23 protein-coding genes are annotated in these 26068 nt (G+C 65.5%); 21 read left to right on the top strand and 2 right to left on the bottom strand.

The window, feature by feature from the left end:
- Nucleotides 1-3: 3 nt before the first annotated feature.
- The 13 genes from DMO17_RS13350 to DMO17_RS13410 all read left to right on the top strand — a co-directional run bounded on the left by DMO17_RS13350 (nt 4) and on the right by DMO17_RS13410 (nt 14303).
- Nucleotides 4-936, top strand: coding sequence for an ExeA family protein (locus tag DMO17_RS13350; protein WP_110682969.1), 933 nt, complete (start codon nt 4-6; stop codon nt 934-936).
- Entirely contained in the window at nt 933-2294 is a 1362-nt protein-coding gene (locus tag DMO17_RS13355) for a tetratricopeptide repeat protein (protein WP_110682970.1), read from the top strand. The genes DMO17_RS13350 and DMO17_RS13355 overlap by 4 nt, the downstream gene beginning before the upstream one ends.
- The gene (locus DMO17_RS13360; protein ID WP_110682971.1) at nt 2291-4012 is read left to right on the top strand and encodes a GspE/PulE family protein; all 1722 of its coding nucleotides are present in this window, start codon (nt 2291-2293) and stop codon (nt 4010-4012) included. Before DMO17_RS13355 ends, DMO17_RS13360 begins: the two co-directional genes overlap by 4 nt.
- Nucleotides 4013-4178: 166 nt before the next feature.
- Nucleotides 4179-5414, top strand: a complete 1236-nt coding sequence (locus DMO17_RS13365) for a type II secretion system F family protein (RefSeq protein ID WP_110682972.1) — start codon at nt 4179-4181, stop codon at nt 5412-5414.
- Nucleotides 5411-5929 (top strand): hypothetical protein, encoded by a 519-nt coding sequence (locus DMO17_RS13370; protein ID WP_110682973.1) that lies wholly within the window; start codon nt 5411-5413, stop codon nt 5927-5929. The genes DMO17_RS13365 and DMO17_RS13370 overlap by 4 nt, the downstream gene beginning before the upstream one ends.
- Nucleotides 5930-5946: 17 nt before the next feature.
- On the top strand, nt 5947-6477 hold the full coding sequence (locus DMO17_RS13375; protein WP_110682974.1) for a type II secretion system protein: 531 nt from the start codon (nt 5947-5949) through the stop codon (nt 6475-6477).
- 20 nt (nt 6478-6497) lie between these two features.
- Entirely contained in the window at nt 6498-6938 is a 441-nt protein-coding gene (locus tag DMO17_RS13380; RefSeq protein ID WP_110682975.1) for a type II secretion system protein, read from the top strand.
- 33 nt (nt 6939-6971) lie between these two features.
- The gene (locus tag DMO17_RS13385) at nt 6972-7373 is read left to right on the top strand and encodes a Tfp pilus assembly protein FimT/FimU (RefSeq protein ID WP_373387121.1); all 402 of its coding nucleotides are present in this window, start codon (nt 6972-6974) and stop codon (nt 7371-7373) included.
- A complete protein-coding gene (locus DMO17_RS13390) occupies nt 7370-7825 on the top strand; it encodes a prepilin-type N-terminal cleavage/methylation domain-containing protein (protein WP_110682977.1) in 456 nt (151 codons plus the stop codon). Before DMO17_RS13385 ends, DMO17_RS13390 begins: the two co-directional genes overlap by 4 nt.
- Nucleotides 7825-8706 carry a PulJ/GspJ family protein gene (locus DMO17_RS13395; RefSeq protein ID WP_110682978.1) on the top strand — a complete coding sequence of 294 codons (882 nt, stop codon included), beginning with the start codon at nt 7825-7827 and terminating at the stop codon, nt 8704-8706. Before DMO17_RS13390 ends, DMO17_RS13395 begins: the two co-directional genes overlap by 1 nt.
- Complete coding sequence (locus DMO17_RS13400) at nt 8687-9112, top strand: hypothetical protein (RefSeq protein ID WP_258371542.1); 426 nt, start codon at nt 8687-8689, stop codon at nt 9110-9112. Before DMO17_RS13395 ends, DMO17_RS13400 begins: the two co-directional genes overlap by 20 nt.
- A gap of 2 nt (nt 9113-9114) precedes the next feature.
- Nucleotides 9115-13338 (top strand): DUF6701 domain-containing protein, encoded by a 4224-nt coding sequence (locus DMO17_RS13405; protein WP_110682980.1) that lies wholly within the window; start codon nt 9115-9117, stop codon nt 13336-13338.
- Nucleotides 13339-13556: 218 nt separating this feature from the next.
- Nucleotides 13557-14303 (top strand): substrate-binding periplasmic protein, encoded by a 747-nt coding sequence (locus DMO17_RS13410; RefSeq protein WP_110682981.1) that lies wholly within the window; start codon nt 13557-13559, stop codon nt 14301-14303.
- 6 nt (nt 14304-14309) lie between these two features.
- Here DMO17_RS13410 and dbpA read toward each other — a convergent pair whose 3' ends face one another.
- On the bottom strand, nt 14310-15683 hold the full coding sequence (dbpA, locus tag DMO17_RS13415) for an ATP-dependent RNA helicase DbpA (RefSeq protein WP_110682982.1): 1374 nt from the start codon (nt 15681-15683) through the stop codon (nt 14310-14312).
- A 107-nt stretch (nt 15684-15790) separates the two neighbouring features.
- Here dbpA and torT point away from each other — a divergent pair, with 107 nt between their 5' ends.
- Nucleotides 15791-16822, top strand: coding sequence for a TMAO reductase system periplasmic protein TorT (gene torT, locus DMO17_RS13420; RefSeq protein ID WP_110682983.1), 1032 nt, complete (start codon nt 15791-15793; stop codon nt 16820-16822).
- 6 nt (nt 16823-16828) lie between these two features.
- Here torT and DMO17_RS13425 read toward each other — a convergent pair whose 3' ends face one another.
- Nucleotides 16829-19246: a penicillin-binding protein 1A gene (locus tag DMO17_RS13425; RefSeq protein WP_110682984.1), complete on the bottom strand. Its 2418-nt coding sequence runs from the start codon at nt 19244-19246 to the stop codon at nt 16829-16831.
- A gap of 181 nt (nt 19247-19427) precedes the next feature.
- Here DMO17_RS13425 and DMO17_RS13430 point away from each other — a divergent pair, with 181 nt between their 5' ends.
- The 7 genes from DMO17_RS13430 to aroB are packed head-to-tail and all read left to right on the top strand — an operon-like array spanning nt 19428 to nt 26061.
- Nucleotides 19428-20492, top strand: coding sequence for a pilus assembly protein PilM (locus tag DMO17_RS13430; protein WP_110682985.1), 1065 nt, complete (start codon nt 19428-19430; stop codon nt 20490-20492).
- Nucleotides 20492-21124: a PilN domain-containing protein gene (locus DMO17_RS13435; protein ID WP_110682986.1), complete on the top strand. Its 633-nt coding sequence runs from the start codon at nt 20492-20494 to the stop codon at nt 21122-21124. Before DMO17_RS13430 ends, DMO17_RS13435 begins: the two co-directional genes overlap by 1 nt.
- Nucleotides 21121-21747: a type 4a pilus biogenesis protein PilO gene (gene pilO / locus DMO17_RS13440; protein ID WP_110682987.1), complete on the top strand. Its 627-nt coding sequence runs from the start codon at nt 21121-21123 to the stop codon at nt 21745-21747. Before DMO17_RS13435 ends, pilO begins: the two co-directional genes overlap by 4 nt.
- Nucleotides 21747-22271: a type 4a pilus biogenesis lipoprotein PilP gene (gene pilP / locus DMO17_RS13445; RefSeq protein ID WP_375538017.1), complete on the top strand. Its 525-nt coding sequence runs from the start codon at nt 21747-21749 to the stop codon at nt 22269-22271. Before pilO ends, pilP begins: the two co-directional genes overlap by 1 nt.
- Before the next feature lie 53 nt (nt 22272-22324).
- Nucleotides 22325-24385 (top strand): type IV pilus secretin PilQ family protein, encoded by a 2061-nt coding sequence (pilQ, locus tag DMO17_RS13450; RefSeq protein WP_110682989.1) that lies wholly within the window; start codon nt 22325-22327, stop codon nt 24383-24385.
- Nucleotides 24386-24389: 4 nt separating this feature from the next.
- On the top strand, nt 24390-24908 hold the full coding sequence (gene aroK, locus DMO17_RS13455) for a shikimate kinase AroK (protein ID WP_110682990.1): 519 nt from the start codon (nt 24390-24392) through the stop codon (nt 24906-24908).
- 49 nt (nt 24909-24957) lie between these two features.
- A complete protein-coding gene (gene aroB / locus DMO17_RS13460) occupies nt 24958-26061 on the top strand; it encodes a 3-dehydroquinate synthase (protein WP_110683039.1) in 1104 nt (367 codons plus the stop codon).
- Nucleotides 26062-26068: the final 7 nt, after the last annotated feature.

A 26068-nucleotide genomic window follows, 5' to 3' on the forward strand; every position in this document is an offset into this window, starting at 1 on the left:
GGCATGTACGAAGCCTTCTTCGGCCTGCGCGAGAAGCCTTTCGCGCTGACCCCCAACACCGGCTTCCTGGTGCAGCTGGCGCCCTATCAGGCCTGCCTCAACCTGCTGCGCGTGGCCTTGGGCGAAGGCGAGGGTTTCATCAAGGTCACCGGCGAGGTTGGCACCGGCAAGACCCTGCTGTGTCGCGCCCTGCTCAACAGCCTGCCCAGCGAGCGCTACCAGCTGGCCTACCTGCCCAACCCGGGGATGAGCCCGGTCGGCCTGCGCCAGGCCCTGGCCCGCGAGCTGCTGGTCGAGAGCCTCGACGAGCTGGATGCCCAGGGCGTGCTCGATGCCCTACATTGCCGGCTGATCCAGCTGGCCGCCGAAGGCCGCAGCACCGTGCTGCTGATCGATGAGGCGCAGGCCCTGCCGACCGCTACCCTGGAGGCCCTGCGCCTGCTCACCAACCTGGAGACCGAGCAGGCCAAGCTGCTGCAGGTGGTGCTGTTCGGCCAGCCGGAACTGGACGCCACCCTGGCCCGCGACGAGTTCCGCCAGCTGCGCCAGCGCATCACCTTCTCCTATCAATTGCGCCCGCTCGACGTGAAGGACTGCACCCGCTACCTCAATGAGCGCCTGGCGGTGGCCGGCTACCGCGGCGAGCCGCTGTTCGCCGCGCGTGCCATCCGCCACCTGGTGCGTGGCAGCGGCGGCATCCCACGGCTGATCAACATCCTCGCGCACAAGGCGCTGATGGCCGCCTTCGGCGAGGGCCGTCGCCAGGTCGGCGTCGCACACGTGCGCCGCGCCCAGCTGGATACCGAAGGCGCCCAGCCCTTCCTGGCGCGGCAGCCGGCCTGGCTCGGCTGGGGCCTGGCGGCGGCCAGCCTGTCGCTGCTGCTGGTGATCGGCGCCTGGCCCTGGCTCGGCCAGTGGCGGGAGCTGCTGCCATGAGCCTGGTCAACGACATGCTGCGCGACCTCGAGGAGCGCCGCGCCGCGCCGACCGAACGCCTGGCCCTGGAGGGCCTGCAGGCGGTGGACGAGGCCGGCGCCGCGCGCCGCGAGCGCATCGAACGGCTGCGCCGGGGCTCGATCTGGTTCATGGCGGTGATGCTGCTGGCCGTGCTGATCGGCCTGATGATCGGGCGCGTGGTCAATGGCCAGATTCCCTGGGGCGGGGTCATGCCTAAGCGCGAGGCCGAGGCGCCCGCCGCGCCCGTTGTGGCCGCCCCGCGCCTGCTCGAAGTGCTGCCGCAGCACGATGCCCGCGGCCTGGTGCTGCAACTGCTGCTGGAGCGCTCGGTGCCCTACCAGCGCACCGAGGAGAGCGGCGCGGTGAGCCTGCGCCTGGCCGGCGTGCAGCTGGCCGGCGAGGCGCAGTCCGGCCGCGTGCAGCGCAATGGGCGCAGCCTGTCCTGGCGCGTCGAGCCCCAGGGCGCGGATGTGCAGGTACTGCTGGTCGGCCTCGGCGAGGGCCTGCAGGTCAGCGACCGCCTGGAGCCGGCTGGCGACCGCTGGCTGCTGTGGATCGAGGTGCCGCTGGGCGAGCCCGAAGCACCGGCAGAGGAGCCGCTGGAGCTGGCGCAGCTGCCGGTCGCCGCGCCCGCGGTCGCCGCCGAGCCGCCCCTGCCGGCCTGGGCTAGTGCGCCGCTGCCGGCCGCCGCGGCCGTGCCGAGCGTGCCGCAGCCCGCGCCGGCCGAACCGGCGCCCAGTGGCCCGCCGCAGGTCAGCATTGCGCCCTATCGCCCCGATGGCCTGGCGCGTGCGCGCCAGGCGCTGCAGGCCGGCGACTACCGGCGTGCCATCGGCGAGCTGGAGGAGCTGCAGAAGAGCCGCGGGCGCGACCCCGAGGTGCTGCGCTGGCTGGCCCGCGCCTACCTGGCCGACGGCCAGCAGCAGCGCCTGCTCGGCTGGCTGCCGGCGCAGCTGGCGCAGATGCCGCATGACAGCGAGCTGCGCCTGTTGCTGGCGCGTGCCCAACTGCAAAGCGGCGACACCCAAGGTGCCGTGGCGACCCTGGAGCAGAATGCCCCGGCCCTGGCGCAGGAGCCGACCTATCACGCCCTGCTGGCCGCCAGTTACCAGCAGACCGGGCAGTGGCAGGAGAGCGCCGCGCTGTACCGGCAGATGGTCGCCCTGCGTCCCAGCCAGTCCACCTGGCAGCTGGGCCTGGCCATCGCCCTGGAACAGCTCGACCAGCCGGCGGCGGCCGGCCGACACTACGCCCTGGCCCTCAAGGGGCTGGGCCTGGATGACAGCGCGCGGCAGTTCGCCAGCGAACGCGCCGCGGCCCTCGGAGGTACCCGATGAGCGATGACGTCCGCCAGCGCAAGCTGCGTCTCGGCGACCTGCTGATCCAGGCCGGGCTGATCAGCGAGGCGCAGCTGCAGCTGGCCCTGCAGGAGCAGAAGCGCACCGGATCCAAGCTCGGCCGCACCGTGGTCGACCTGGGCTTCGTCGCCGAGGTCAAGCTGCTCACCGCGCTGTCCGAGCAGCTGAAGATCCCCTTCATCGAGCTCAAGCACTTCAAGTTCGACCAGCAGCTGGTGCAGAGCCTGCCCGAGGCCATGGCCCGGCGCTTCCGCGCCATCGTCCTGTCGCGCGAGGGCGGCGGCCTGCTGGTCGGCATGTCCGACCCGCTCGACCTGTTCGCCCTCGACGAGATGGAGCGCATCCTCAAGACCCGCGTGCAGCCGGCGGTGGTGCGCGAGGCCGAGCTGCTGGCCACCCTCGACCTGGTCTACCGACGCACCAGCGAGATCGCCTCGATCGCCGGCGAGCTGGAAGGCGAGCTGCAGGACAGCGACTTCGACCTGGCCAAGCTCGGCGCCGACAACGTCAGCGACGCCCCGGTGGTGCGCCTGCTGCAGACCCTGTTCGAGGACGCCGTGCAGATGAAGGCCTCGGACATCCACATCGAGCCGGACGAGGGCGTGGTGCGCATCCGCCAGCGCATCGACGGCGTGCTCAACGAGCAGGTGATGAAGGAGCAGCGCATCGCCTCGGCGCTGGTCATGCGCCTGAAGATCATGTCCGGCCTGGATATCTCCGAGAAGCGCCTGCCGCAGGACGGCCGCTTCAACATCCGGGTGAAGAACCGCAACATCGACGTGCGCGTGTCGACCATGCCGGTGCAGTTCGGCGAGTCGGTGGTGATGCGTCTGCTCGACCAGAGCGCCGGCATCGCCAGCCTGGACGCCGGCGGCATGCCGCCGGACATGCTGGCGCGTTTCCGCCGCCTGCTGCAGCGCCCCTACGGCATGGTGCTGGTCACCGGCCCCACCGGCTCGGGCAAGACCACCACGCTGTACGCCGGGCTGGCCGAGCTGAACAGCCCGGAGAAGAAGATCATCACCGTGGAGGACCCGGTCGAGTACCGCCTGCCGCGGATCAACCAGGTGCAGGTCAACGCCAAGATCGACCTGACCTTCGCCCGCGTGCTGCGCGCCGCCCTGCGCCAGGACCCGGACATCGTGCTGATCGGCGAGATGCGCGATCAGGAGACTGCCGAGATCGGCCTGCGCGCCGCGCTGACCGGCCACCTGGTGCTGTCCACCCTGCACACCAACGACGCCCTGACCTCGGCCATGCGCCTGGTCGACATGGGCGCCGAGCCCTTCCTGGTGGCCACCTCGCTCAACGCCGTGCTGGCCCAGCGCCTGGTGCGCCGGGTGTGCGAGAACTGCATGCAGGAGCACCAGCCCGAGCCGCAGCAGCTGGCCTGGCTGGAGAACCTGCACGGCGCTTCGCTGGCGGGGCGTTCGTTCAAGCTCGGTGCCGGCTGCCACCAGTGCCACAACAGCGGCTACGCCGGGCGCCTGGGCGTGTACGAGCTGCTGGAGATGGACGAGGCGATGGTCGCCGCCCTGCGCCGTAACGACCCGCACGAGTTCGCCCAGGCCGCCAAGGCCAGCGCCGGCTACCGTCCGCTGGCCGCCTGCGCACTGGACTACGCCCTGGCCGGGGTGACCAGCGTGGAGGAGGTGCTCAAGGTCTGCGCCACCCTCACCGACGAGGTGCTGGTGTGAGCGGCCGCTCAGGCATCGCTCGCACCACCCCCTCTCCCATGAATGGGCGAGGGCCGGTGACAGGGCGCTCTGGTAGCCCGGATGCAATCCGGGGCCGGAGCGGCCTGCTTCCCGGAGCGCATCCGGACGACTTCGCTGTGCCCGCGCAACTGCGGGAGTCCCGCCCATGAGCCAGTTCCGCTACACCGGTCGTGATGCCCAGGGCGCCAAGGTCAGCGGCACCCTGCAGAGCAGCAGCCGCGACAGCCTGGCCAGCGAGCTGCTGGCGCAGCAGATCACCCCGCTGACCATCGAGGAACAGGCCGGGCAGGGCGGCGAGGACGTGCTTGCCGCCCTGCAGGAGAGGCTGCGGCGCAAGCGCGTCGACCTGGAAGAACTGATCATCTTCTGCCGCCAGATGTACAGCCTGAGCAAGGCCGGGGTGCCGATCATCCGCGCCATCGGCGGCCTGGCCGAGTCGCACCGCAACCTGTACTTCCGCGAGGTGCTGCAGGCGGTGCGCGCCGACCTCGAGGGCGGCATGAGCATGGCCGTGGCCCTCAATGCCCATCCCAAGGTGTTCACCACCCTGTTCATCAGCATGGTCAGCGTCGGCGAGAACACCGGCCAGCTCGACCAGGCCTTCCGCCAGCTGTCCAGCTACCTGGAACTGGAGCGCGAGACGCGCAAGCGCATCAAGCAGGCCACCCGCTACCCGCTGTTCGTCCTGGCGGCCATGGCCGTGGCCCTGGTGGTGATCAACCTGCTGGTGATCCCGGCCTTCGCCAAGGTGTTCGAGCAGTTCAAGGCCGACCTGCCCTGGCCGACCCAGGTGCTGATCGGCACCTCGCAGTTCTTCCAGGACTTCTGGTGGCTGCTGCTGGCGCTGGCGGCCGGCGGCCTGTACGCCTTCTTCAGGTGGATCGAGAGCGACGCCGGCGCGCTGCGCTGGGACAGCATCAAGCTGCGCCTGCCGATCGTCGGCGGCATCTTCGAGCGCATCGCCCTGGCCCGCTTCACCCGTACCTTCGCCATGATGTACCGCGCCGGCGTGCCGCTGCTGCAGACCCTGTCGATCAACAGCGCCAGCGTCGGCAACCGCCACATCGGCCAGGCCATCCTCGGCATGCGCGAGGGGGTCGAGCGCGGCGAGGCGCTGACCCGCACCGCCTCGTCCAGCGGCCTGTTCACCCCGCTGGTGCTGCAGATGATGGCGGTGGGCGAGGAGACCGGTGCGCTGGATGACCTGTTCGTCGAGGTGGCGGATTTCTACGAACAGGAAGTGGACTACGACCTCAAGCAGCTGGCCGACGCCATCGAGCCGATCCTGATCGTGGCCATGGGCGTGATGGTGCTGATCCTGGCCCTGGGTGTGTTCCTGCCGATGTGGGAACTGGCCTCGGTGGCCAAGGGCGGCGCGTGACCCCGGACTACGCCGCCGGCGCCTGGGTGCGCCGCGCCCGCCTGTTGGGCTGGGGGCTGGGTCTGGCGATGCTGCTGGCACTGTTGCTGGTGCCGGGCTGGAAGATCGCCGAGGTCAGCGAGGCGCGGGCCACGGACGCCACCCGCCGGCACCTGGCCGCCAGCCTCAGTGGTCTGGCAGCTGAGCAGCTGGCCAAGGACCGGGTGCTGGACGAGGCCTGGAAGAGCAAGAATCCGTTCGTCCTGCTGCGCTGGCAGCAAGACAGCTACTGCGGCGAACTGGCCGCAGGCGACGAACCGCAGGCCGGCTGCTGGTACTGGCTGCCGCGCCAGGCCTGGGTCCTGTACCGGCCGAGGTTCGCCGACGGATGGACGTGGCAGGGGGGTGAAGTGCAGGCCTGGCGCCTGTTGGCGGTTCCCGAGGGAATGCCAACTGCGTCACAATCGGCACGCGGCGCCTTTGCCCTGGAACTTGCAGCGGTACCCACCGCGGAACTGTCCGCGCAAGGGTTTTGAGTCACAGAGGAAGAAGAATGAAGAACAGCAAAGGTTTTACCCTGATCGAACTGGTGGTGGTGATCGCCATCCTCGGCATCCTCGCCGCGGTGGCGCTGCCGCGCTTCATGGATGCCACCAAGGATGCCCACGAGTCCGCCCTGCGCGGCACCTCCGGTACCCTGGCCTCGGCCGTGCTGCTGGCACGTTCGCAGTACGAGCTGAATCGCAATGGCGGCAGCAATGGTTGCACCGGCGGCAACTGCCAGATCGACGTGGCCGGCTTCGGCAACGGCACCGTGGACGTCAACGCCAACGGCTGGCCGATCGGTGTCAATGCCACTGGCACGCCTGCTGCCACCGCGGCCATGAGCGCCGCTACCTGCAACGAGGTGTTCACCAATGTCCTGCAGGGCTCGGCCCCCTCCGTGGGCACCGCTGCCGGCACCGTCGACTACGTGACCACGGCGGCAGGCACCACCTGCACCTTCACCTACCAGGCCGATGGCGCCGACGACACCATCACCTACAACGCCAACACCGGCGAAGTGACCAACACCTTCAATTGATCCAACCAGGAAGCAGCACTATGAAAAAGCAGCAAGGTGGTTTCACCCTGATCGAACTGATCATGGTCATCGTGATTCTGGGCATCCTGGCGGCCTTTGCCCTGCCGCGCTTTGCCGATCTGGGTGGTAATGCGCGTCGCGCTACTATCGAGGGGGCGGAGGGTGCCATTCGTTCTGCATCTGCTATCGCCCATTCGGCCTGGCTAGCTGCTGGTAACACCCCAGCCACAGTGAATCTGGAGGGGCAGGCCATCCCCATGGTTAATGGTTACCCGAGCGCTGCAGGTATTCTGTTGGCCGCACAAATTGTTGCGGCCGACTACACCATCACCACTGCAGCGCCCCTTACCACCGTGCAGGCAACTGGGGCTGTAGCGCTTGCCAATTGTCAGGTGACTTACACCGAAGCTGCGGCTGCGAACACATCGCCGACCATCACCAGCGACGTCACAAACTGTTAAGACATGCGCGGTTTCACTCTGGTTGAGCTAACGATGGTCATCGTGATCATCGGCATCCTCGCCGCCGTGGTGGGGCCGCGTTTCTTCGACCGCCAGGTGTTCGACGAGCGCCTGTTCTACGAAGAGTCCCTGGCCGCCGTGCGCTACGCGCAGAAGCTGGCGGTGGCCAGTGGCTGCCGGATTCAGGTCAGCCTGGATGGCAACGGCTATCGCCTGCGCCGCGCCGACAACTGCACCAGTGGCGCCTATGGCACCGAGGTGCAGGGGCCGGATGGCCAGATTCCCTTCGCCGCCAGCCTGCCCAACGGGGTCGGCTTCGCGGCGAGCACATTTCCCGTGGTGTTCGACTCCCTCGGCCGGCCTTCGGCCGCGGCGAGCGCCACCCTCGGTGGCTTCACCATCAGCGTGACCGCCGACACCGGCATGGTGCAATGAAGCGCCAGGCCGGCATGACCCTGGTCGAGCTGGTGATCAGCATCGTGATCATCGGCATCGCTGCCGCTGCGCTTTACAGTGCCATGGCGGCCATCAGCGGGCGTTCGGCCGACCCCTTGCTGCGCCAGCAGAGCCTGAGCATCGCCGAGGCCTACCTGGAGGAGATCCTCCTGCAGCCCTTTCTCGACAGTGGCGGCGCAGTCTGCCCGGCGCCGCCGGCCAGCCGCGCCAGCTTCGACAACGTCTGCGACTACGCCGGCCTGAATGACAACGGCGCCCGCGATGCCCGTGGCCAGGCCATCGCCGCTCTGGCCAACTATCGCGTGCAGGTGGCGGTCACGCCCCAGGCCTGGGCCGGGCTGGCCGCCGGCGATGTGCTGCGGGTGCGGGTGACGGTCACCGATCCGGCCGGCCAGGCGCTGGCCCTCGACGGCTTCAGGGCGCGCTACTGATGCGGCGCGGGCGCGGTTTCACCCTGGTCGAGCTGGTCATGGTCATCGCCCTGGCCGGGCTGGTCGGCCTGATGATCAGCACCGTGCTGTCGCGGCCCATGGAGGGCTTCATCGGCCAGAGCCGGCGTGCCGAGCTGGTGGATAGCGCCGCCGGCGCCCTACAGCGCATGAGCCGCGACGTGCGCCTGGCCGTGCCCAATTCGCTGCGGGTTTCCGCTGACGGCCAGGCGGTGGAGCTGCTGCTGATCCATAGCGCGGCGCGCTACCGGCCCAACCGGGTCGGCGAGCAGGGGCTGCGTTTCTCCACGGACGCTGCCGGTACCTGCAGCAGCACCACCCAGGGCGGCCGCTGCGACAGCCTGCAGGTGCTCGACGACGGCTTCGACCCCGCCGGCGCACGCTGGCTGGTGCTGTACAACATAGGTGCCGAATCCGGCGGCAGCCCGCTGCCCGGCAGCAATGTCTGGGCGCCGGCCAATCCGGGAGTGATCACGCCGACCGGCACCAGCTTCACACCCCTGGTCGGGGCGCCGGCCGGCGAGAGCCATATCGCCCTGGGCAACCTGCCGGCCGGCGGCTTCCGCTTCGCCTTCGCCTCGCCGCAGCACCGCCTGTACCTGGCCGAGACGGTGGTGGGCTACCGCTGCCAGGGCGACCAGTTGCTGCGCTACAGCTACAACCAATTGCTTAATGCGCTGCCGGCTTCGCCGCCTCCCGGCTCCAACCCGCAGCCGGTGGCGCGCCAGGTGGCCAGCTGCAACTTCGCCTACCAGTCCGGCAGCACCCAGCGTGCCGGGCTGCTGAGCCTCAGCCTGGGCATCGCCGAGGCCGGGGAAAACCTGCAACTGCTGCAACAGGTCCATGTCGACAATGCGCCCTGAGCCGAGCCTACGCCGGGAGCCGGGCTTCGGCCTGGTGGCGGCGCTGTTCCTGATCGTCGTGGTGACCCTGCTGGTGATCACCATGGCGCGCCTGTCCACGGTGCAGCACGGCAGCACCAGCCTGGCCATCCAGCAGGCGCGCGCCTACCAGGCCGCCCGCGCCGGGCTGGAGTGGGGAATCCACCAGGCGGTCGGCGCCGGCAGCTGCGCCAGCGGCAGTCCCGACATGGCCGGCAGTGGGTTGGCCGAGTTCAGTGTCAGCGTGGGCTGTGAGAGCGACAGCTATAGCGATAACGAGGGCAATCCGGTGCAGATCTTCCGTTTCACCGCCGAGGCGCAGAACGGTACGCCGGGCGGCCGCCCCGACTATGCCTATCGCCGGCTCACTGCCGTAGTGGAGAACTGACGATGCGCAAGCTCTGCTGTCGTGGGCTGCTCCTGCTGACCCTGTTCCTTGCTGCGGGGCTGGCCAGGGCGGCGCTGATCAATACCGGCAACTCCAGCGATAACGCCAACAATGGCTCGCAGATCAGCCTTAGCCTGCCGAGCGACCTGCAGCTGGGCGATCTGCTGATCGTCCAGATCGCCCATCGCAATACCGGCGCAACCCTCACCCCGCCCAATGCCCGCTGGAGCCTGCTGCAGGATGCCTCCAGCGGCACGAATATCCGCCAACGCATCTATATCCGTACGGCAATTGCGGCCGATGTCGCGGGTAGCAGCGAGACCTGGAGTCTTTCCAGCAGCACCCGCATGGCCGGCGGCCTGTCCGGTTGGCGCAGTAGCCTGGCCGGCATCTACCCCGAAATCGAGCAGTCGCGTAGCGATACCGGTACCACCAGTGGTGGCGGCAACAATATCAGCGTGCCCGCCATCAGCGCCGCCAATAGCGGTCAGTTGCTGCGCCTGTTCGGTGTGAGTTATGGCAACGGTTTCGCGGCGACCCCGGCCGGGTTCAGCGAGTACTATCGGCCGGAATCGAGCGCCGGCCCCAATGGAGCCTCCCTGTTGGGTGTGGGGCGTGCCATCAGCCTGCCGGGTAGCACAGGCCCGGATACCGTGAGTGTCGGCGGCTCCGGTTCCTATGTCGCGCACACGCTCTTCCTCTACGAGCCACTCAGTATTGCCGCGCGTCTCAGCTGGTCGCTGGACGAAAGCGCCTGGACGGGCGCCGCTGGCGAGGTACTGGATACCTCCGGCAACAGCCTCAATGGCACGGCATTCAACGGCGCCACCACCGCCAGCACCACGCCGGCGCTACCCCAGGTCAATGCCCAGGGCACCTGTGGCTATGGCGTCTTCAATTCGGCGTCCAGCCAGTACGTGCAGCGCGCCGACAGCAGCCTGCTCGATCTGCAGGGCAGCTTCACCATCGGCCTCTGGGTCAGGCCGCGCACGCGGCCGGCATCGGGGCTGATGAGCATCCTGTCCAAGGATGAGAACTACGAGTTCCACCTCAACCCCGACGGCACCATCAACTGGTGGTGGCAGACCACGGCTGGTGCAACCCGCCAGTTCAACAGCACCGCGGCGCTGCCGACCGGGCAGTGGAGCCATGTACTGATCCGCTATGCGCCGGGTGATCAGCGCATCTACATCAACGGCAGCCTGGCCGGCCAGGCCAGCTTCGCCGGTACGCCGGTGGCCAACAACGACCCGCTGCAACTGGGGGCCGACCAGAATCTCGCCGGGCGCTATTTCAATGGCGAACTGGACGAGCTGCGCATCTACAACGCGGCCCTTTCCGAGGCACAGATCGCCGCCCTGGTCGCCGAGCGCCACCCCTGCGGCCTGAGCCTGCAGTGCTTCAGCGACAACTTCGACGACGGCAGCCTGGGCGACGACTGGGCGGTGGCCAGCCGCGGCGCCACGGCCTTCACGCCGACCGTCAGCGGCCAGCGCATGCGGCTGACCAGCAACCAGGGCAACGTCTCCACCTCGTCCACCCTGCAGCGCCTGTTCCCGGCGGCTGGCAACTACATCCAGGTGCAGTTCAAGTACTACGCCTACAACGGTAGCGGTGCCGACGGTGTGGCCGTGGTGCTTTCCGATGCGACCGTGACGCCACAGCCCGGCGCCTTCGGCGGCCCGCTTGGCTATGGAACGCGCGGCGATGCGGCCAACCCCGGATTTGCCGGCGGCTGGCTGGGTGTCGGTATCGACGAGTACGGCAACTTCTCCACCGAAGGCGGGCCGGGCGGGCCGGAGCGGCGTATCGACTCGGTGGCGCTGCGCGGCTCGGGTTCGGGTGCCGAGGGCTATCGCTACCTCGCCGGTACACCGGCCAACCTCAGCCCGGGCATCGACAGCGCCGGGGCGACGCCGGGTCCCGGGCATACCTACCGCATCACCCTGGACGGCCGTTTCGGCAACGAGGCGCGGGTGACGGTGGAGCGCGACACGGGCAGCGGCTTCGTCGTGCTGCCCAACCTCGATGGCGTCAACGTGCTGGCTGCGGCCTTCGACCAGGACGCTCTGCCGAGCGACTTCTACCTGTCGCTGACCGGATCCACCGGCGGCTCGACCAATATTCACGAACTGGATGACCTGCAGGTCTGCGCCACCGAGATCAACCCCATAGGCCAGCAGATCGATCACTTCGAGTTCATCTACAGCGGCGCGGCGCTGACCTGCAATCCGCAGCCGGTCACCATCCGTGCCTGCCTCAACAGCAGCTGCAGCAGCCTCTATACCGGCACGGTCAGCGTTACCCTGAGCCCGGGCGACTACTGGACGGCCACGGCGCCGGCCAGCGTCAGCGGCAATATCCTCACCTTCAGCGGCGGTACGGCGCAGGCTCAGCTCAGGGTGCCATCCGTGGGTACGGTGATCCTCGACGACCTCGGCTCGGTGCCGGCGACCAAGCCCAACAGCCAGCCGGTCTGCTCGACCGCGGGCTGCCAGATCAGCTATGCCGACAGCGGTCTGCTGCTGCAGGTGCCGAACCTGTTGGCGGCCAAGCCGACGGCGGCGACCCTGAGTGCCGTGCGCAGCTCGGACGATGCCCTGCAGTGCGTGCCGGCCTTCGCCAATGTCACTCGCCGCGTCAGCTTCACCTCGGCCTACGACAACCCCGCCAGTGGCACCCAGGCGGTGGTGGTCAACGGCAGCGACGTGCGCGCGACGCCGGTCAGCCTCGACCTCGCGTTCGACGCCAGCGGCAGCGCGCCGCTGAGCGTGCGCTACGACGACGCCGGGCTGATGCGGCTCAGCGCCCGCTACACCGGTAGCGATGCCACGGGCGACGTCGGCCTGGTGCTGGAGGGCGAGGACGATTTCGTCAGCAAGCCCTATGGCCTGTGCCTGAGCACTGCCAGCACCTGCGCCAGTGCCGCTGCCGACTGCGACGTTTTCCCCGGTGGCATTCGCGCCGGCGACAGCTTCCCGCTGACCCTCCGCGCGGTGGGCTGGCAGAGCGACGGCGAGGCCTCGACCGCGCAGGCGCTGTGCAGCGGCAATATCACCACGCCGAACTTCCGCCATTCGGGCATCACCCTGGAAAGTGCGGTACAGGCCCCGGCCGGCGGCGCACCCGGCGACGTGACGCCTGGCAGCTACGACCATGCCCTGGGCGACCAGACCGAAGTCGCCGTCGCTATCTCGGAGGTCGGCGTGTTCAGCCTGAGCGCCACGCCGGAGGGCACGTACTTCGGCGAAACGGTCGGCGGCGGTAGTCGCGACTTGGTCGGCCGCTTCATTCCCGCCTATCTGAGCGCCGAGGGCAGCGCCAGCCTGACGCCCAGCTGCGGCAGCGCCTTCAGCTACCAGGGCCAGCCGATCGGCTTCGCCAGCAATCGCCAGCCGACCCTGACCCTCACGGCCAGGAACCGCGCAGGCGATGCCACCAGGAACTACGACCGGGAGGGTTTCTGGAAGCTGGCCGATCCTGCCGTGGGCAGCTACAGCTCGATTACCGGTACTCCGGCCCGTGATGCGCGGCTGGCCAGCCAGGGCACGGCCACGCTGGCCGTGGAGGGAGCCAACGATGGCGATGGGGCGCGTACCTACCGCTGGACGGGCGAGCAACTGCTCTACCAGCCCGCCGCGTTGCCTGGTAGCGACGACTATCCGTTCGCGGCCCAGATCCGGCAGACCTTTGCGGCGGCCAGCTTGCGCGAAGTCGACCAGGGCCAGGTGGTCTGCCACGGTAGCGGCGGTGGTTGCCTGGATTACAGCTACGACTTCACGGTCGATGCCAGCGAGAATCTTGGCAGCCAGGTGCGCCTGGGACGCCTGCGCATCGGCAACGCCCATGGTTCCGAGCTGCAGGCCCTGGACCTGTCGCTGCTGCTGGAAACCTGGCAGAACGTCGCCGGCGGGGCTTTCCTGACCGAAGGGATGGATACCTGCACCGTCTTGGGCACGCCTGCACTGGATCAGTACACCGGCAACCTGGCGACCGGGGAAACCACGCCGACCCTGGCGGCCCTCCTGGCCGGTGTCGGTACGCTGCAGTTGAGCGCCCCGGGGGCTGGCAACGATGGCTCGCTGCAGGTCAGCTTCCCCGACTCGCCGGCCTGGCTGCAGTACCCCTGGGATGGCGCCAGCCGTCAGCTGGCGCGTGGTTTGGCCAGTTTCGGCATCTACAAGGGGGCGGCGCCGCTGATCTTCCGCCGCGAGCTGTACCGCTGAAATGCAGAAGGGCCGCAGATGCGGCCCTTCTCATGGGTGTAAAAGAGGGGATTCCCCGGCCTGCCTGTACCAAGGTCCCCAAAACTGGAGTTGTCTGATACTAAGCAGGAGGTGTGCCAGTTTTATTACGGCGCGTGCACCTCGCTCGCTTTCGGGCGTCTTAGCAGCAGGCGCGGGACTGGCTAATCTTTGGAGAGTCACAGTCGCCGGATCTCGGCATGAACTCTTCTCGAATCTTCATCTTGCTGCTCGCCCTGCTCCAATGCACGGCGGTTGCGGCCGAGCATTTGCGCCTGGCCGGCGATTCCTGGCCGCCCTTCACCGACCAGCGCCTGCCCAGCAATGGCCTGGCCGTGGATCTGGTCAGCACTGCCCTGCAGCGCGCCGGGCACAGCACGGAGTACGTCGAGGTGCCCTGGGCGCGAGTGCTGCGCGGGCTGCAACAGGGTGATTACGACGTGATAGTGGCCGCCTGGTACAGCGCCGAACGGACCCGCTACGGGCTGTTCTCCGAACCCTATCTGGTCAATCGCATCCGTTTCCTGCGGCGTACTGGCATGCCCATCGAGTACGACGGCCTCGACGGCCTGCTGCCGTTCAGTATCGCCGTGGTGCGTGGCTACAGCTACGACAGTGCCTTTGATGCTGCCGACCAGCTGACCAAGGTGCCGGTGCTGGAGTTCGTCATGGGCGCGCGCATGCTGGCGGCCGGGCGGGTGCAGCTGACCCTCGAGGACGAGCTGGTGGCGCGCCACCATCTCAATCGTGACCTGCGCGAGATTCGCGATGCGGTGGAGTTCGTCGACACACCGCTGAGCGAAAACGGCCTGCACATCCTGGTGCGGCGCAGCCATCCACTGCACCAGCAGATCGTCCGTGACTTCAACCTCGCGATTCAGGCGATGCGGGCCGACGACAGCTATCGGCGCATCTATCAGCGCCATGGCCTGGACGGCAGTGAGTAGGGTCCCTCAGAGTAGCCGTACCTTCACCGCACGCCCCTTGATCTTGCCGCTGGCCAGGCGCTGCAGGGCCTGCTTGGCAACGCTGCGGTCGACGGCGACGAAGGCCTGGTAGTCGAAGATGGCGATCTTGCCGACCTTGTCCCCCGGGATGCCGGCCTCGCCGGTCAGGGCGCCGAGGATGTCACCGGGTCGCAGCTTGTCCTTGCGTCCGGCGGCGATGCACAGGCTGTGCATCGGCGGCAGCAGCGCCTCGCCTTTGTCCTTCAGCTCGCCCAGGAGCTGCCAGGTCAGCGGGCTACCTTGCAGCTCCTCGATGGCCTGGGCACGGCCGGCCTCGCTCGGTGCCACCAGCGACAGCGCCAGACCCTTGGCTCCGGCGCGGCCGCTGCGGCCGATACGGTGGATGTGCACCTGCGGGTCGCGGGCCAGCTCGACGTTGATCACCAGCTCCAGGCCGGCGATGTCGAGGCCGCGGGCAGCCACGTCGGTGGCCACCAGCACACTCAGGCTGCGGTTGGCGAACAGCGCCAGCACCTGGTCGCGGTCACGTTGCTCCAGGTCGCCATGCAGGGCGGCGGCGGAAATCTTCTCGGCTTCCAGGCTGGCGGCCAGCTCGTCGCACTGCTGGCGGGTAGCGCAGAAGGCCACCGCCGGCTGCTTGCGGAAGTGCCGCAGCAGGCGCAGCACGGCTTCTACCCGCTGCTTGCCGTCGATCTCGTAGAAGCGCTGCTCGATCTGCCCGTCATCATGCAGTGCTTCCACTTCCACCCGAGCCGGATCGCGCTGGAAGCGCGCGGCCAGCTGCTCGATGCCGGCCGGATAGGTGGCGGAGAACAGCAGGGTCTGACGTCGCGCGGGGGTCTGCTCGATGACCTCGGCGATGCTGTCGAAGAAGCCCATGTCGAGCATGCGGTCGGCCTCGTCCAGCACCAGGGTGGACAGGCCGTCGAGCTTCAGGGTGCCCTTGCGCAGGTGTTCCTGGATGCGTCCCGGGGTACCGACTATGACGTGGGCGCCGTGCTCCAGCGAGCCGATCTGCGGACCGAAGGGCACCCCGCCGCACAGGGTCAGCACCTTGATATTGTCGGCGGCGCGCGCCAGGCGCCGTATTTCCTTGGCCACCTGGTCGGCCAGCTCGCGGGTCGGACACAGTACCAGCGCCTGACAGCCGAAGAAGCGTGGATTGAGCGGATGCAGCAGGCCGATGCCGAAAGCCGCGGTCTTGCCGCTGCCGGTCTTGGCCTGAGCGATCAGGTCGCGACCCTGGAGGATCAGCGGCAGGCTGGCGGCCTGGATCGGCGTCATCTCGGCGTAACCGAGGGCGGCAAGGTTGTCGCGCATGGCGGCGGACAGGGGCAGGGTGGCGAAGGCGCTGGTCACGGGGCGAACCTGATGAGGGGAAGGCGCGCATTGTAGCAGGCGGAGATAAGGCCCCGATCCTGGCGCAGACTGGCTACGCTGAGGGGGTATTTACGACGGGGGTTGCGATGCGCATAGGCAAGGGGTGGCTGTTCGTCCTGGGGCTGTTTGCCCTGCCGGCTCAGGCCGATTGGTATCCGGTGGCGGTGCGTGCCGATGGCGAGTTGCGCCAGTACATGCCGCTGGAGCGCGCCAGCCGGCCTTGGAGAGTCTGTGCCCTTTTACCGCATGGCAAGGACCGCTACTGGTGGGGGGTGGCCTGGGGGCTGGATGGCGAGGCGGCGCGGCTTGGTGTGCGCCTGGGCATCTATGAGGCTGGAGGCTACGAGAATGCCGGAGTGCAGGTGCACCAGCTGCACAACTGTCGAGGTGCCGAGGCCGACGCTTATGTGATCGCGGCGATCAACACGCGCGAGCTATGCCCGGAGATATCCCGCCTCATGGCCGAGGGTAGGCCGGTGATCGATCTGGTCAACGGTCTGGAATGCCAGGGACTCACTGCGCACTCGCGGGTGGATTTCGCCGACATGGCGCGAGCGGCGCTCGGCTATATCGAGCGACTGCGCCCGGAAGGGAGCTATCGCATTGGCTGGCTGCCCGGGCCGCAAGGGGCCGGCTGGGTGGAGGGGCTGGAAGCGGGGCTGCGTCAGGGGGTCGATGCACGGCGAGTGGAAGTGCGCCACGGCGGCTATGGGCCGGTCGATCGCAATAGTCAGGCCCGGCTGGTCCGCCAGCTGTTGGGCGAGGCGCAGGATCTCGACTTCATCCTGGCCAACGCCGAGGCGGCGGGATTTGCCGCGCAGCTGGTACAGGGGCGGGGTGACGAGTCACGGCCGTTGGTGCTGGGTACCTATACCACGGAGCGCATTGTCGAGCAGATTCGCGATGGCTTCATTCTGGCCGCGCCGAGTGACTCGCCCGTGCTGCAGGCGCGCATCGCCATGGACCTGGCGGTGCGCGCGCTGGAGGGGGAGCCACACCCGCGCGAGATCGGGCCGCTGATCGAGATGCTCGATCGCGAGAGTCTGCCGCGCTTCGATATCAGCCGCCTGATGCCGCCCGAAGGGCACTGGATGATCCGCCGGGAGTTGCCCGACTGAGCATGTTCAGAACAGGTCGATCGGCGCGGCCTCGTCGGCCGGCAACGGGCTACCCGGGATCCCCAGGGTGGGGTCCAGTTCGCTCATTGGCGGGGGCGAATCTTCGCTCTTGAACAGCTCGAAGTAGGCATCGGGCGAGCCTGGTGAGGCGGCGCGGCCGCTGACCGGGTCGATGCGCAGGCTGAGCAGGCCGGCCGGCTCGGGCGGCAGATGCTCGGGCTTGTCCTTCAGCGCTGCACTCATGTAGTTCATCCAGATCGGCAGGGCCACGGTGCCGCCATACTCGTGACGACCCAGGCTCTCCGGTTGGTCGAAGCCGACCCAGACAGTGGTCATGTAGTCGGCGTTGTAGCCGGAGAACCAGCTGTCCTTGGACTCGTTGGTGGTGCCGGTCTTGCCAGCCAGATCGCCTCGGCCCATGGCCAGCGCCCGGCGGCCGGTACCGCGCTTGATCACGTCCTGCAGCATGCTGGTCATGATATAGGCGGTGCGCTCATCGATGATCTGCTTGGCCAGTACCGGGCTCTGTACTTCGGCATTGGGTTCTTCGAGCAGCAGCGAGGCATTCTGCTCTTCAACCAGCTGCGCACTCTGCGGGGTGCGTGGCGGGTTGGCGGTGAACAACGGCTTGCCATCGCGGCTGTCGATGCGCTCGATCAGGTAGGGCTCGATCTTGTGCCCGCCATTGGCGAAGGCGCTCCAGCCACCGGCGATCTCCAGCGGTGTCAGGCCCGCGGTGCCGAGCGCCAGCGACAGGTTGCGTGGCAGCTCCTGACGGTTGAAGCCGAAGGCACTGATGTAGTCGAGGGTGTAATCAATGCCGATGGTCTGCAGCAGGCGGATCGACACCAGGTTGCGCGACTTGTACAGGGCCTCGCGTAAACGGATCGGGCCGAGGAAGGTGTTGTTGTCATTCTTCGGTCGCCAGGCTTCCTCCATGCCGGCCTCCTGGAACACGATGGGGGCATCGTTGACCAGGCTGGCGGCGGTGAAGCCGCTATCCAGTGCTGCACTGTAGATGAAGGGCTTGAAGCTGGAGCCGGGCTGGCGCTTGGCCTGGGCCGCGCGGTTGTAGTTGCTCTGCTCGAAGGAGAAGCCGCCGACCAGGGCGCGAATGGCGCCGTTCTGTGGGTCCAGGGAGACCAGGGCGCTCTGCGCCGCAGGAATCTGGCGCAGCAGCAGGGCCTGGTTCTCGGCGTCCGGCTCGACGCGAACCAGATCGCCGATCTGCACCACGTCGGCCGGCTGCTGCGGGCGTGGGCCGAGGCTGTTGGTATTGAGGAAGGGACGCGCCCATTTCATGCTGTCCCAGGCTACCGGCTGCTCCTCGCCGTTGCGCAGCAGCACCATGATGCCGCTTTTCTCGACCTGGGTGACGATGGCCGGCTGCAGCCCGCCGATGGCCTTGTACTTGTTCAGCTCCTGCAGCCAGGCCTCACGGGTCAGGCCGGGCAGGCGGGTTTCCGGACCGCGGAAGCCGTGGCGCTGGTCGTAGGCGATAAGACCGTCATGCAGGGCGCGGTTGGCGGCCTCCTGCAGCGCTGCCGGCACCGTGGTGGTGACGCGGAAGCCCTCGGTATAGGCATCGCTGCCATAGCGCCCGACCATCTCGGCACGTGCCATCTCGGCGATATAGGGCGCGTTGAGCTCGACCGGCTGAACATGGTGGCGGGCATCGATCGGCTCGGCCATCGCGGCGTCGTAGCGTGCCTTGTCGATGGCGCCGAGCTTGAACATGCGGCCGAGAATCCAGTCGCGACGCTCCTTGCTGCGTTGCGGGTTGACCAGCGGGTTGTAGCGCGACGGCGCCTTGGGCAGGCCGGCGATCATCGCCAGCTGGCCGAGGCTCAGCTCGCGTATCGACTTGCCGTAGTACACCTGGGCGGCGGCCTCGATGCCGTAGGCGCGGTTACCGAGATAGATCTTGTTGACGTAGAGCTCGAGGATCTCGTCCTTGCTCAGCTCGCGTTCGATCTGCAGAGCGAGGAGGATTTCGTTGATCTTGCGTGAGAAGCTGCGTTCGCTGGTGAGGAAGAAGTTCTTCGCCACCTGCATGGTGATGGTGCTGCCCCCGGTCTGGATATGGCCGCTGGCTAATAACTGCGTAGCAGCGCGCATCAGGCTGGTGAAGTCGACGCCATAATGGTTGGCGAAGTTGTCGTCTTCGGCAGCTAGCAGGGCGCGAATGAAGTCCTGGGGGATGTCCTCGAAGCGGATCGGCGAGCGGCGCATCTCGCCGAACTCGGAGATCAGCTTGCCATCGGTGCTGTAGACGCGCAGCGGGATTTGCAGCTGGATGCTGCGCAGCGATTCGACTGAAGGCAAGCCGGGACTAAGATAGAGAAAGGCTCCGCTGAAACTGAGCGCTAACCCACAAAAAACGGCGACACAGGACCACCAGAAAAACTTCAGCAAACGCATCAAGGTTCTTGGAATTCCAGATAAAAGAATGGGTTAAGTGTTGCGCGGTGCGAAAAGGGGAAAACTGTTCACATTATAAGCGGTTTTTTTGCAGGGGAGCCATTTGCGCTTCTGTCAAGACTGTTATTTAATGTGGAAAAACATAAATAGTCCGTAAGTCTCGGATGCAGATAGGAAATCGGTCGTGCTAGGGCTCTTCAATAAGAAAGCGAACACGCTTCTGGGGATCGACATCAGTTCGACCTCGGTCAAGCTCCTTGAATTGAGTCGCTCGGGAAGCCGCTACAAGGTAGAGGCCTATGCCGTCGAGCCGCTCCCGCCGAATGCCGTTGTCGAGAAGAACATCGCCGAGCTTGAGGGGGTCGGTCAGGCTCTGTCTCGTGTCCTGGCCAAGGCCAAGACCGGAGTGCGTACTGCGGCGGTCGCCGTGGCGGGCTCCGCGGTGATCACCAAGACCATCGAGATGGAAGCGGGTCTCAACGACGACGAGTTGGAGAACCAGCTGAAGATCGAGGCCGACCAGTACATTCCTTATCCGCTGGAAGAAGTCGCCATCGATTTCGAGGTGCAGGGCCCTTCGGCACGCAACCCCGAGCGGGTCGAAGTGCTCTTGGCAGCCTGCCGCAAGGAGAACGTCGAGGTTCGCGAGGCGGCGCTGGGGCTGGCGGGGCTGACGGCCAAGGTGGTCGATGTCGAGGCCTATGCACTTGAGCGAGCCTACGGTTTGCTCGAATCCCAGCTCGGCGGCAGTGTCGATGAGCTGACCGTGGCGGTCGTCGATATCGGCGCCACCATGACGACGCTCAGCGTGCTGCATAACGGGCGAACCATCTACACCCGCGAGCAGCTCTTTGGCGGGCGTCAGCTGACCGAAGAAATACAGCGTCGCTACGGTCTCTCGGTCGAGGAGGCTGGGCTCGCCAAGAAACAGGGCGGCCTGCCGGACGACTACGACAGCGAAGTGCTGCAGCCTTTCAAGGAGGCGGTTGTGCAGCAGGTCTCGCGCTCCCTGCAGTTCTTCTTTGCCGCGGGTCAGTTCAACGATGTCGACTACATCCTGCTGGCGGGTGGCACTGCATCCATTCCCGACCTGGATCGTCTGATCCAGCAGAAGATCGGCACTCCCACTCTGGTGGCCAACCCGTTCGCCGACATGGCGCTGGGGGGTAAGGTCAATGCCGGTGCGCTGGCCAGCGATGCGCCGTCCTTGATGATTGCCTGTGGCCTGGCGATGAGGAGTTTCGACTAATGGCGCGGATCAACTTATTACCCTGGCGTGAGCAACTGCGTGAAGAACGCAAGCAGCGCTTCGTAGTTGCCATGGGGGCCACCCTTGCCGTGGCTGGTGGTTTGGTGTTCCTCGCCGGGCAGTACTTCAACTCGGCGATTGAGCAGCAAAATGCACGCAACGAATTCATCAAGAAAGAAATTGCGGTGCTCGATGCTCGGATCAAGGAGATCAAGGATCTTCGGGAGCGCCGTGAGCAGTTGCTGGAACGCATGAAGATCATCCAGGACCTGCAAGGCAATCGTCCGATCATCGGGCATATTTTCGACCAGCTAGTGCGGACTCTTCCGGATGGCGTGTACTTCACCGATCTGACCCGCAAAGGTGATGTGATTTCCATCGTGGGCAGTGCGGAATCGAACAACCGAGTCTCCAGCCTGATGCGTAACCTGGATGCCTCCGAGTGGCTGAAATCGCCAAATCTCACCGAGGTCAAGGCTATTACCGCCGGTGCGATTGATCAGGCGAATGTTTTCAGATTGACCGTGAAGCAGACCCGACCTGGTGCAGAGGATGAAGAGCCCGAGGTGGGGAGTGGCAAGAAGCCGAGCAACTCCAAGGCTGCCAAAAACAAGTCGGGTAAGAAGTCATGAGTTTCTCAGAAGCGCTTGAGTCATTACGGAAGATTGAGCTTTCCGAGCTTGATGTAAATAACCTCGGCTCCTGGCCGGCGGCGGTCAAGTTCATCACTTGCATATTGCTGTTGGTGGCTGGGCTGGGGCTGGGGTATTACTTCTATCTGCAGGACCTGCAGCTGCAATTACAGCAGCAACAGGCGCAGGAAGAGACACTGAAACAGGAGTTCTCCAACAAAGCTGCCCAGGCAGCCAACCTGGATGCCTACAAGGTCCAGATGAAGGAGATGGAGGAGTCCTTTGGCATGCTGTTGCGGCAGTTGCCCAGTGATACCGAGGTTCCGGGCCTGCTCGAAGACATTACGCGCACTGGTCTGGAGAGTGGTCTGGAGTTTGAAGAGATCAAGCTTCAGCCGGAAGTCGTGCAGCAGTTCTACATAGAGCTGCCTATTCAGGTTTCCGTCGTCGGGGCTTATCACGATCTGGCAACTTTCGTCAGTGCTGTGGCCAGTTTGCCGCGCATCGTGACCCTGCATGACTTCGAGATTAAGCAGTCCACGGGCGAAGAAAACTCTTCCAAACTGGCTATGAGCGTGGTAGCGAAGACCTATCGTTACAATGATCAGGGGCTTAAGAAATGATTTATGCCCGTACCATTGCTTTGCTGGTTGCCGCCGGCGCGCTGTCCGGCTGTATGGGCCAGGGCGACTATTCGGATCTCCGTCAGTACATGGACGAAGTGCGTGCTCGTCCCAAGGGCTCTATCGAGCCGCTGCCGAAATTCCAGCCCTATGAGCCCTTCACCTATAGCGCCGCATCATTGCGGAGTCCTTTCCAGCCGCCAGTCAAAGTTGAGTTGGCGAGCCAGCAAAAGGGCTCCAAGGACGTCAAGCCTGATGAGACCCGGGTCAAGCAGTTCCTGGAAGGCTTCAATATCGAGATATTCGAAATGGTCGGTACTCTCGAGAACGAGGCGGGGGTGTTTGGCCTGGTTCGCGGAGCGGGGGGGGTTCACCGCGTCAAGGCCGGCGACTATCTGGGGCGGAATCACGGACGGATCGTGTCCGTGGATGAAGCCAAAATCGATGTAATAGAGATAGTGCCGGACGGCGAGGGCGGTTGGCTTGAACGGCCGCGCAGCATCACCCTCAAGAGTCGCTCTTAATGGCGGGGTCGATTATGAAAAACAACTACAGATCTGCTGGACGGAATTTCTCCATGAATAGGGCACTTTCTTGCTTGGGCGTATCCTTTTTCCTGGCGGGCTTTGCGCCGAGCCTGCTGGCGGCAAACCTGCAAGGTTTGGACGTTGCTGCTCTGCCCGGTGACAAGATTGAGTTGAAATTGAGTTTCGACGAGCCGGTCCCGGCTCCGCGTGGCTACACCATCGAGCAGCCTGCGCGTATCGCCCTGGACATGCCCGGGGTCTCCAGCAAACTGGGGGAGAAGAATCGTGAACTGGGCGTTGGCAACGCCAGAAGCGTGACCGTGGTGGAGGCGCAGAATCGTACCCGTCTGATCATCAACCTCTCAACCCTGGTGCCCTACAGCACTCGCAGCGAGGGCAGCAACGTCTTCGTGGTGGTCGGTGCTTCCTCGGCTTCTCAGGCAGCGTCTGCGAGCGCCGCGCCTGCCCCCGTTGCCAAGCCGCTTGTCCAGATGCCAGCTGGTCGCGCGATTCGTGCCATAGACTTCCAGCGTGGCGAGGCGGGTGAGGGTAATGTGGTGATCGAACTTTCCGATCCCAGCGTCAATCCTGACATTCAGGAGCAAGGGGGGAAAATTCGTCTCGAGTTCCTGAAGACGCAGCTGCCCGAGGCCCTGCGCGCGCGCCTTGATGTCAAGGACTTCGCCACTCCCGTGCAGTTTGTCACCGCCGCTTCCCAGGGGGATCGGGTCAGCATCAGTATCGAGCCGACCGGCCTGTATGATTATCTGGCGTTTCAGACGGACAACAAGCTGACGGTGAGCATCAAGCCGCTCAGTGCCGATGATGTCGAGAAACGCAAGGCCGAGCGTTTCGCCTACACCGGGGAAAAGCTTTCCCTGAACTTCCAGGACATCGATGTGCGCTCGGTGCTGCAGTTGATCGCCGACTTCACCGACCTGAACCTGGTGGCCAGTGACACGGTGCAGGGCAATATCACCCTGCGCCTGCAGAATGTGCCCTGGGATCAGGCCCTGGACCTGGTCCTGAAAACTCGTGGCCTGGACAAGCGTCAAGTCGGTAATGTGCTGCTGATCGCCCCGGCGGACGAGATTGCTGCGCGTGAACGGCAGGAGCTCGAGGCTCGCCAACAGCTGGCGGAGTTAGCGCCCCTGCGTCGCGAGGTGGTGCAGCTCAACTATGCCAAGGCATCCGATATTGCCAAACTGTTCGAGGATGCCTCGGAAGAAGGCAGCATGGACAAGGACATGCGCGGCAAGATCATTTACGACGATCGTACCAATAGCCTGATCGCCTATCTGACCCAGGATCGATTGGACGAGCTACGCCGCATCGTGACCCAGCTCGATATTCCGGTTCGTCAAGTGATGGTCGAGGCGCGGATAGTCGAGGCGAATGTCGACTTCGACAAGGAGCTGGGTGTCGAGTGGCGCGGCGTCGGTCTGGGTGATAACAACTGGGTCGTTGGCGGTACCAACAGTGTCGAGAAGGACACTGATCCTCTGGAGTTCCAGGGTGGGACCTTCGTGGACATGGCGGCTGCCGGTCGTACCTCAGGTTTGAACCTGGGCTTCATCACTGACAATACGCTGCTGGACCTCGAATTGTCGGCCATGGAAAAGACCGGTAATGGCGAGATCATCTCTCAGCCTAAGGTTGTCACTTCCGATAAGGAAACTGCAAAGATCCTGAAGGGCACCAAGATTCCTTATCAGGAAGCATCCTCCAGCGGTGCAACTTCTATTGTATTTGCCGAGGCAAATCTTTCCCTTGAGGTTACTCCGCAAATTACGCCGGATAATCGAGTGATTATGGAAGTTAAAGTTAATAAGGATGCTGCTGACTTTGCTAACCAGGTAGATGGCACACCGTCCATCCAGACCAACGAGGTCAATGCCAAGGTTCTGGTCAGCGATGGCGAAACCATCGTGATTGGCGGCATCTTCAGCAACACCCAGTCGAAGGCTGTGGACAAGGTTCCGCTCCTGGGTGACATCCCCTACATCGGGCGTCTGTTCCGTCGTGACGTGGTACAGGACTCGAAAGCGGAGCTGCTGGTCTTCCTGACACCGCGGATCATGAACAATCAGGCCATCGCGGTAAGCAACTGAAACCGTGCAGAACGTTATCCTGGTTGGCCCGATGGGGGCCGGTAAGAGCACCATCGGGCGGCTGTTGGCGAAGGAATTGCGGCTGCAGTTCAAGGATTCGGACAAGGAGATCGAGCAGCGTACCGGTGCCGATATTCCCTGGATCTTCGATGTAGAAGGTGAGCAAGGCTTTCGTGAGCGTGAACAGGCCATGGTCGCCGAGCTTTGCGAGCTCGGCGGCGTGGTGATCGCCACCGGAGGTGGCGTGGTGTTGCGGGCAGAGAACCGCCAGGCATTGCGCTCAGGGGGGCGGGTGGTCTACTTGCATGCCTCTGTCGAGCAGCAGCTTGAGCGCACCTCGCGTGACCGTAACCGACCGCTGCTGCGCAATGCCGAGCCGGGAAAAGTCTTGCGCAACCTGATGGAGATCCGCGATCCGCTCTATCGTGAGATCGCCGACGTGATCATCGAGACCGATGAGCGGCCGCCGCGCTTGGTCGTGCAGGAGATCGTCGAGCGTTTGAGCGCGCTACCTCCCCGTTAAAGACGGCACCCAACTGCGCTATCCTATGCCCTTTCTATTCGGGGGCTTCATGCAGACTCTCACTGTCGATCTCGGCGAGCGCAGCTATCCCATCTATATCGGCCTGGGTCTGCTGACCCAAGCCGAGCTGTTCCGGCGGCATCTGGCGGGGCAGCAGGTCGCCATTGTTACCAATGAAACCGTTGCCCCGCTGTACCTGGGTTCGTTACAGCAGGCGCTGGACGGGCTTCAGGTGGCCACTGTCATCTTGCCGGATGGCGAGAGCTTCAAGACCTGGGAAACGCTGCAGCTGATTTTCGATGGATTGTTGCAGGCCCGTCATGACCGCAAGACCACCATCATCGCGCTGGGTGGCGGCGTGGTCGGCGATATGGCCGGCTTCGCAGCAGCCTGCTACCAGCGTGGTGTGGACTTCATTCAGGTACCCACCACCCTGCTGTCGCAGGTCGATTCCTCCGTAGGGGGCAAGACCGGTATCAATCACCCGCTTGGCAAGAACATGGTGGGGGCGTTCTACCAGCCCAACGCCGTAGTCATCGACACTTCCGTGCTCGCCAGTCTGCCGTCGCGCGAGTTGTCGGCCGGGCTGGCGGAGGTGATCAAGTATGGTCTGATCTGTGATCCGGACTTCCTCGCCTGGCTGGAAGAGCACATCGAAGAGTTGCGCGCCCTGCGCTCCGCCGTGGTGATCGAGGCGATCGAGCGATCCTGTGCCGCCAAGGCGCGCGTGGTCGGGGCCGATGAGCGCGAGTCGGGGCTGCGCGCCATCCTCAATCTCGGCCATACCTTCGGTCATGCCATCGAAACCCACATGGGGTACGGCGTATGGCTGCACGGTGAGGCGGTGGCCGCTGGCACTGTCATGGCCCTGGAAATGTCGACCCGCCTGGGCTGGATATCGGCAGCCGAGCGTGATCGCGGCATCCGTCTGTTGCAGCGGGCCGGCCTGCCAGTCGTGCCCCCGGCCGAGATGACCCCGCAGGATTTCCTCGAGCACATGGCGGTCGACAAGAAGGTCCTCGCCGGACGCTTGCGCCTGGTGCTGCTGCGCCGACTCGGCGAGGCCGTGATCACCGATGACTTCCCGCGGGAAGTTCTGGATTCCACCCTGCGTGCCGATTATCGCGCGCTGGTGGCCCAGCTTGGACAATAAGAGAGCT

The organism is Aquipseudomonas alcaligenes (genome assembly GCF_003205495.1).
GTDB classification, from domain to species: Bacteria; Pseudomonadota; Gammaproteobacteria; order Pseudomonadales; family Pseudomonadaceae; genus Aquipseudomonas; species Aquipseudomonas alcaligenes_B.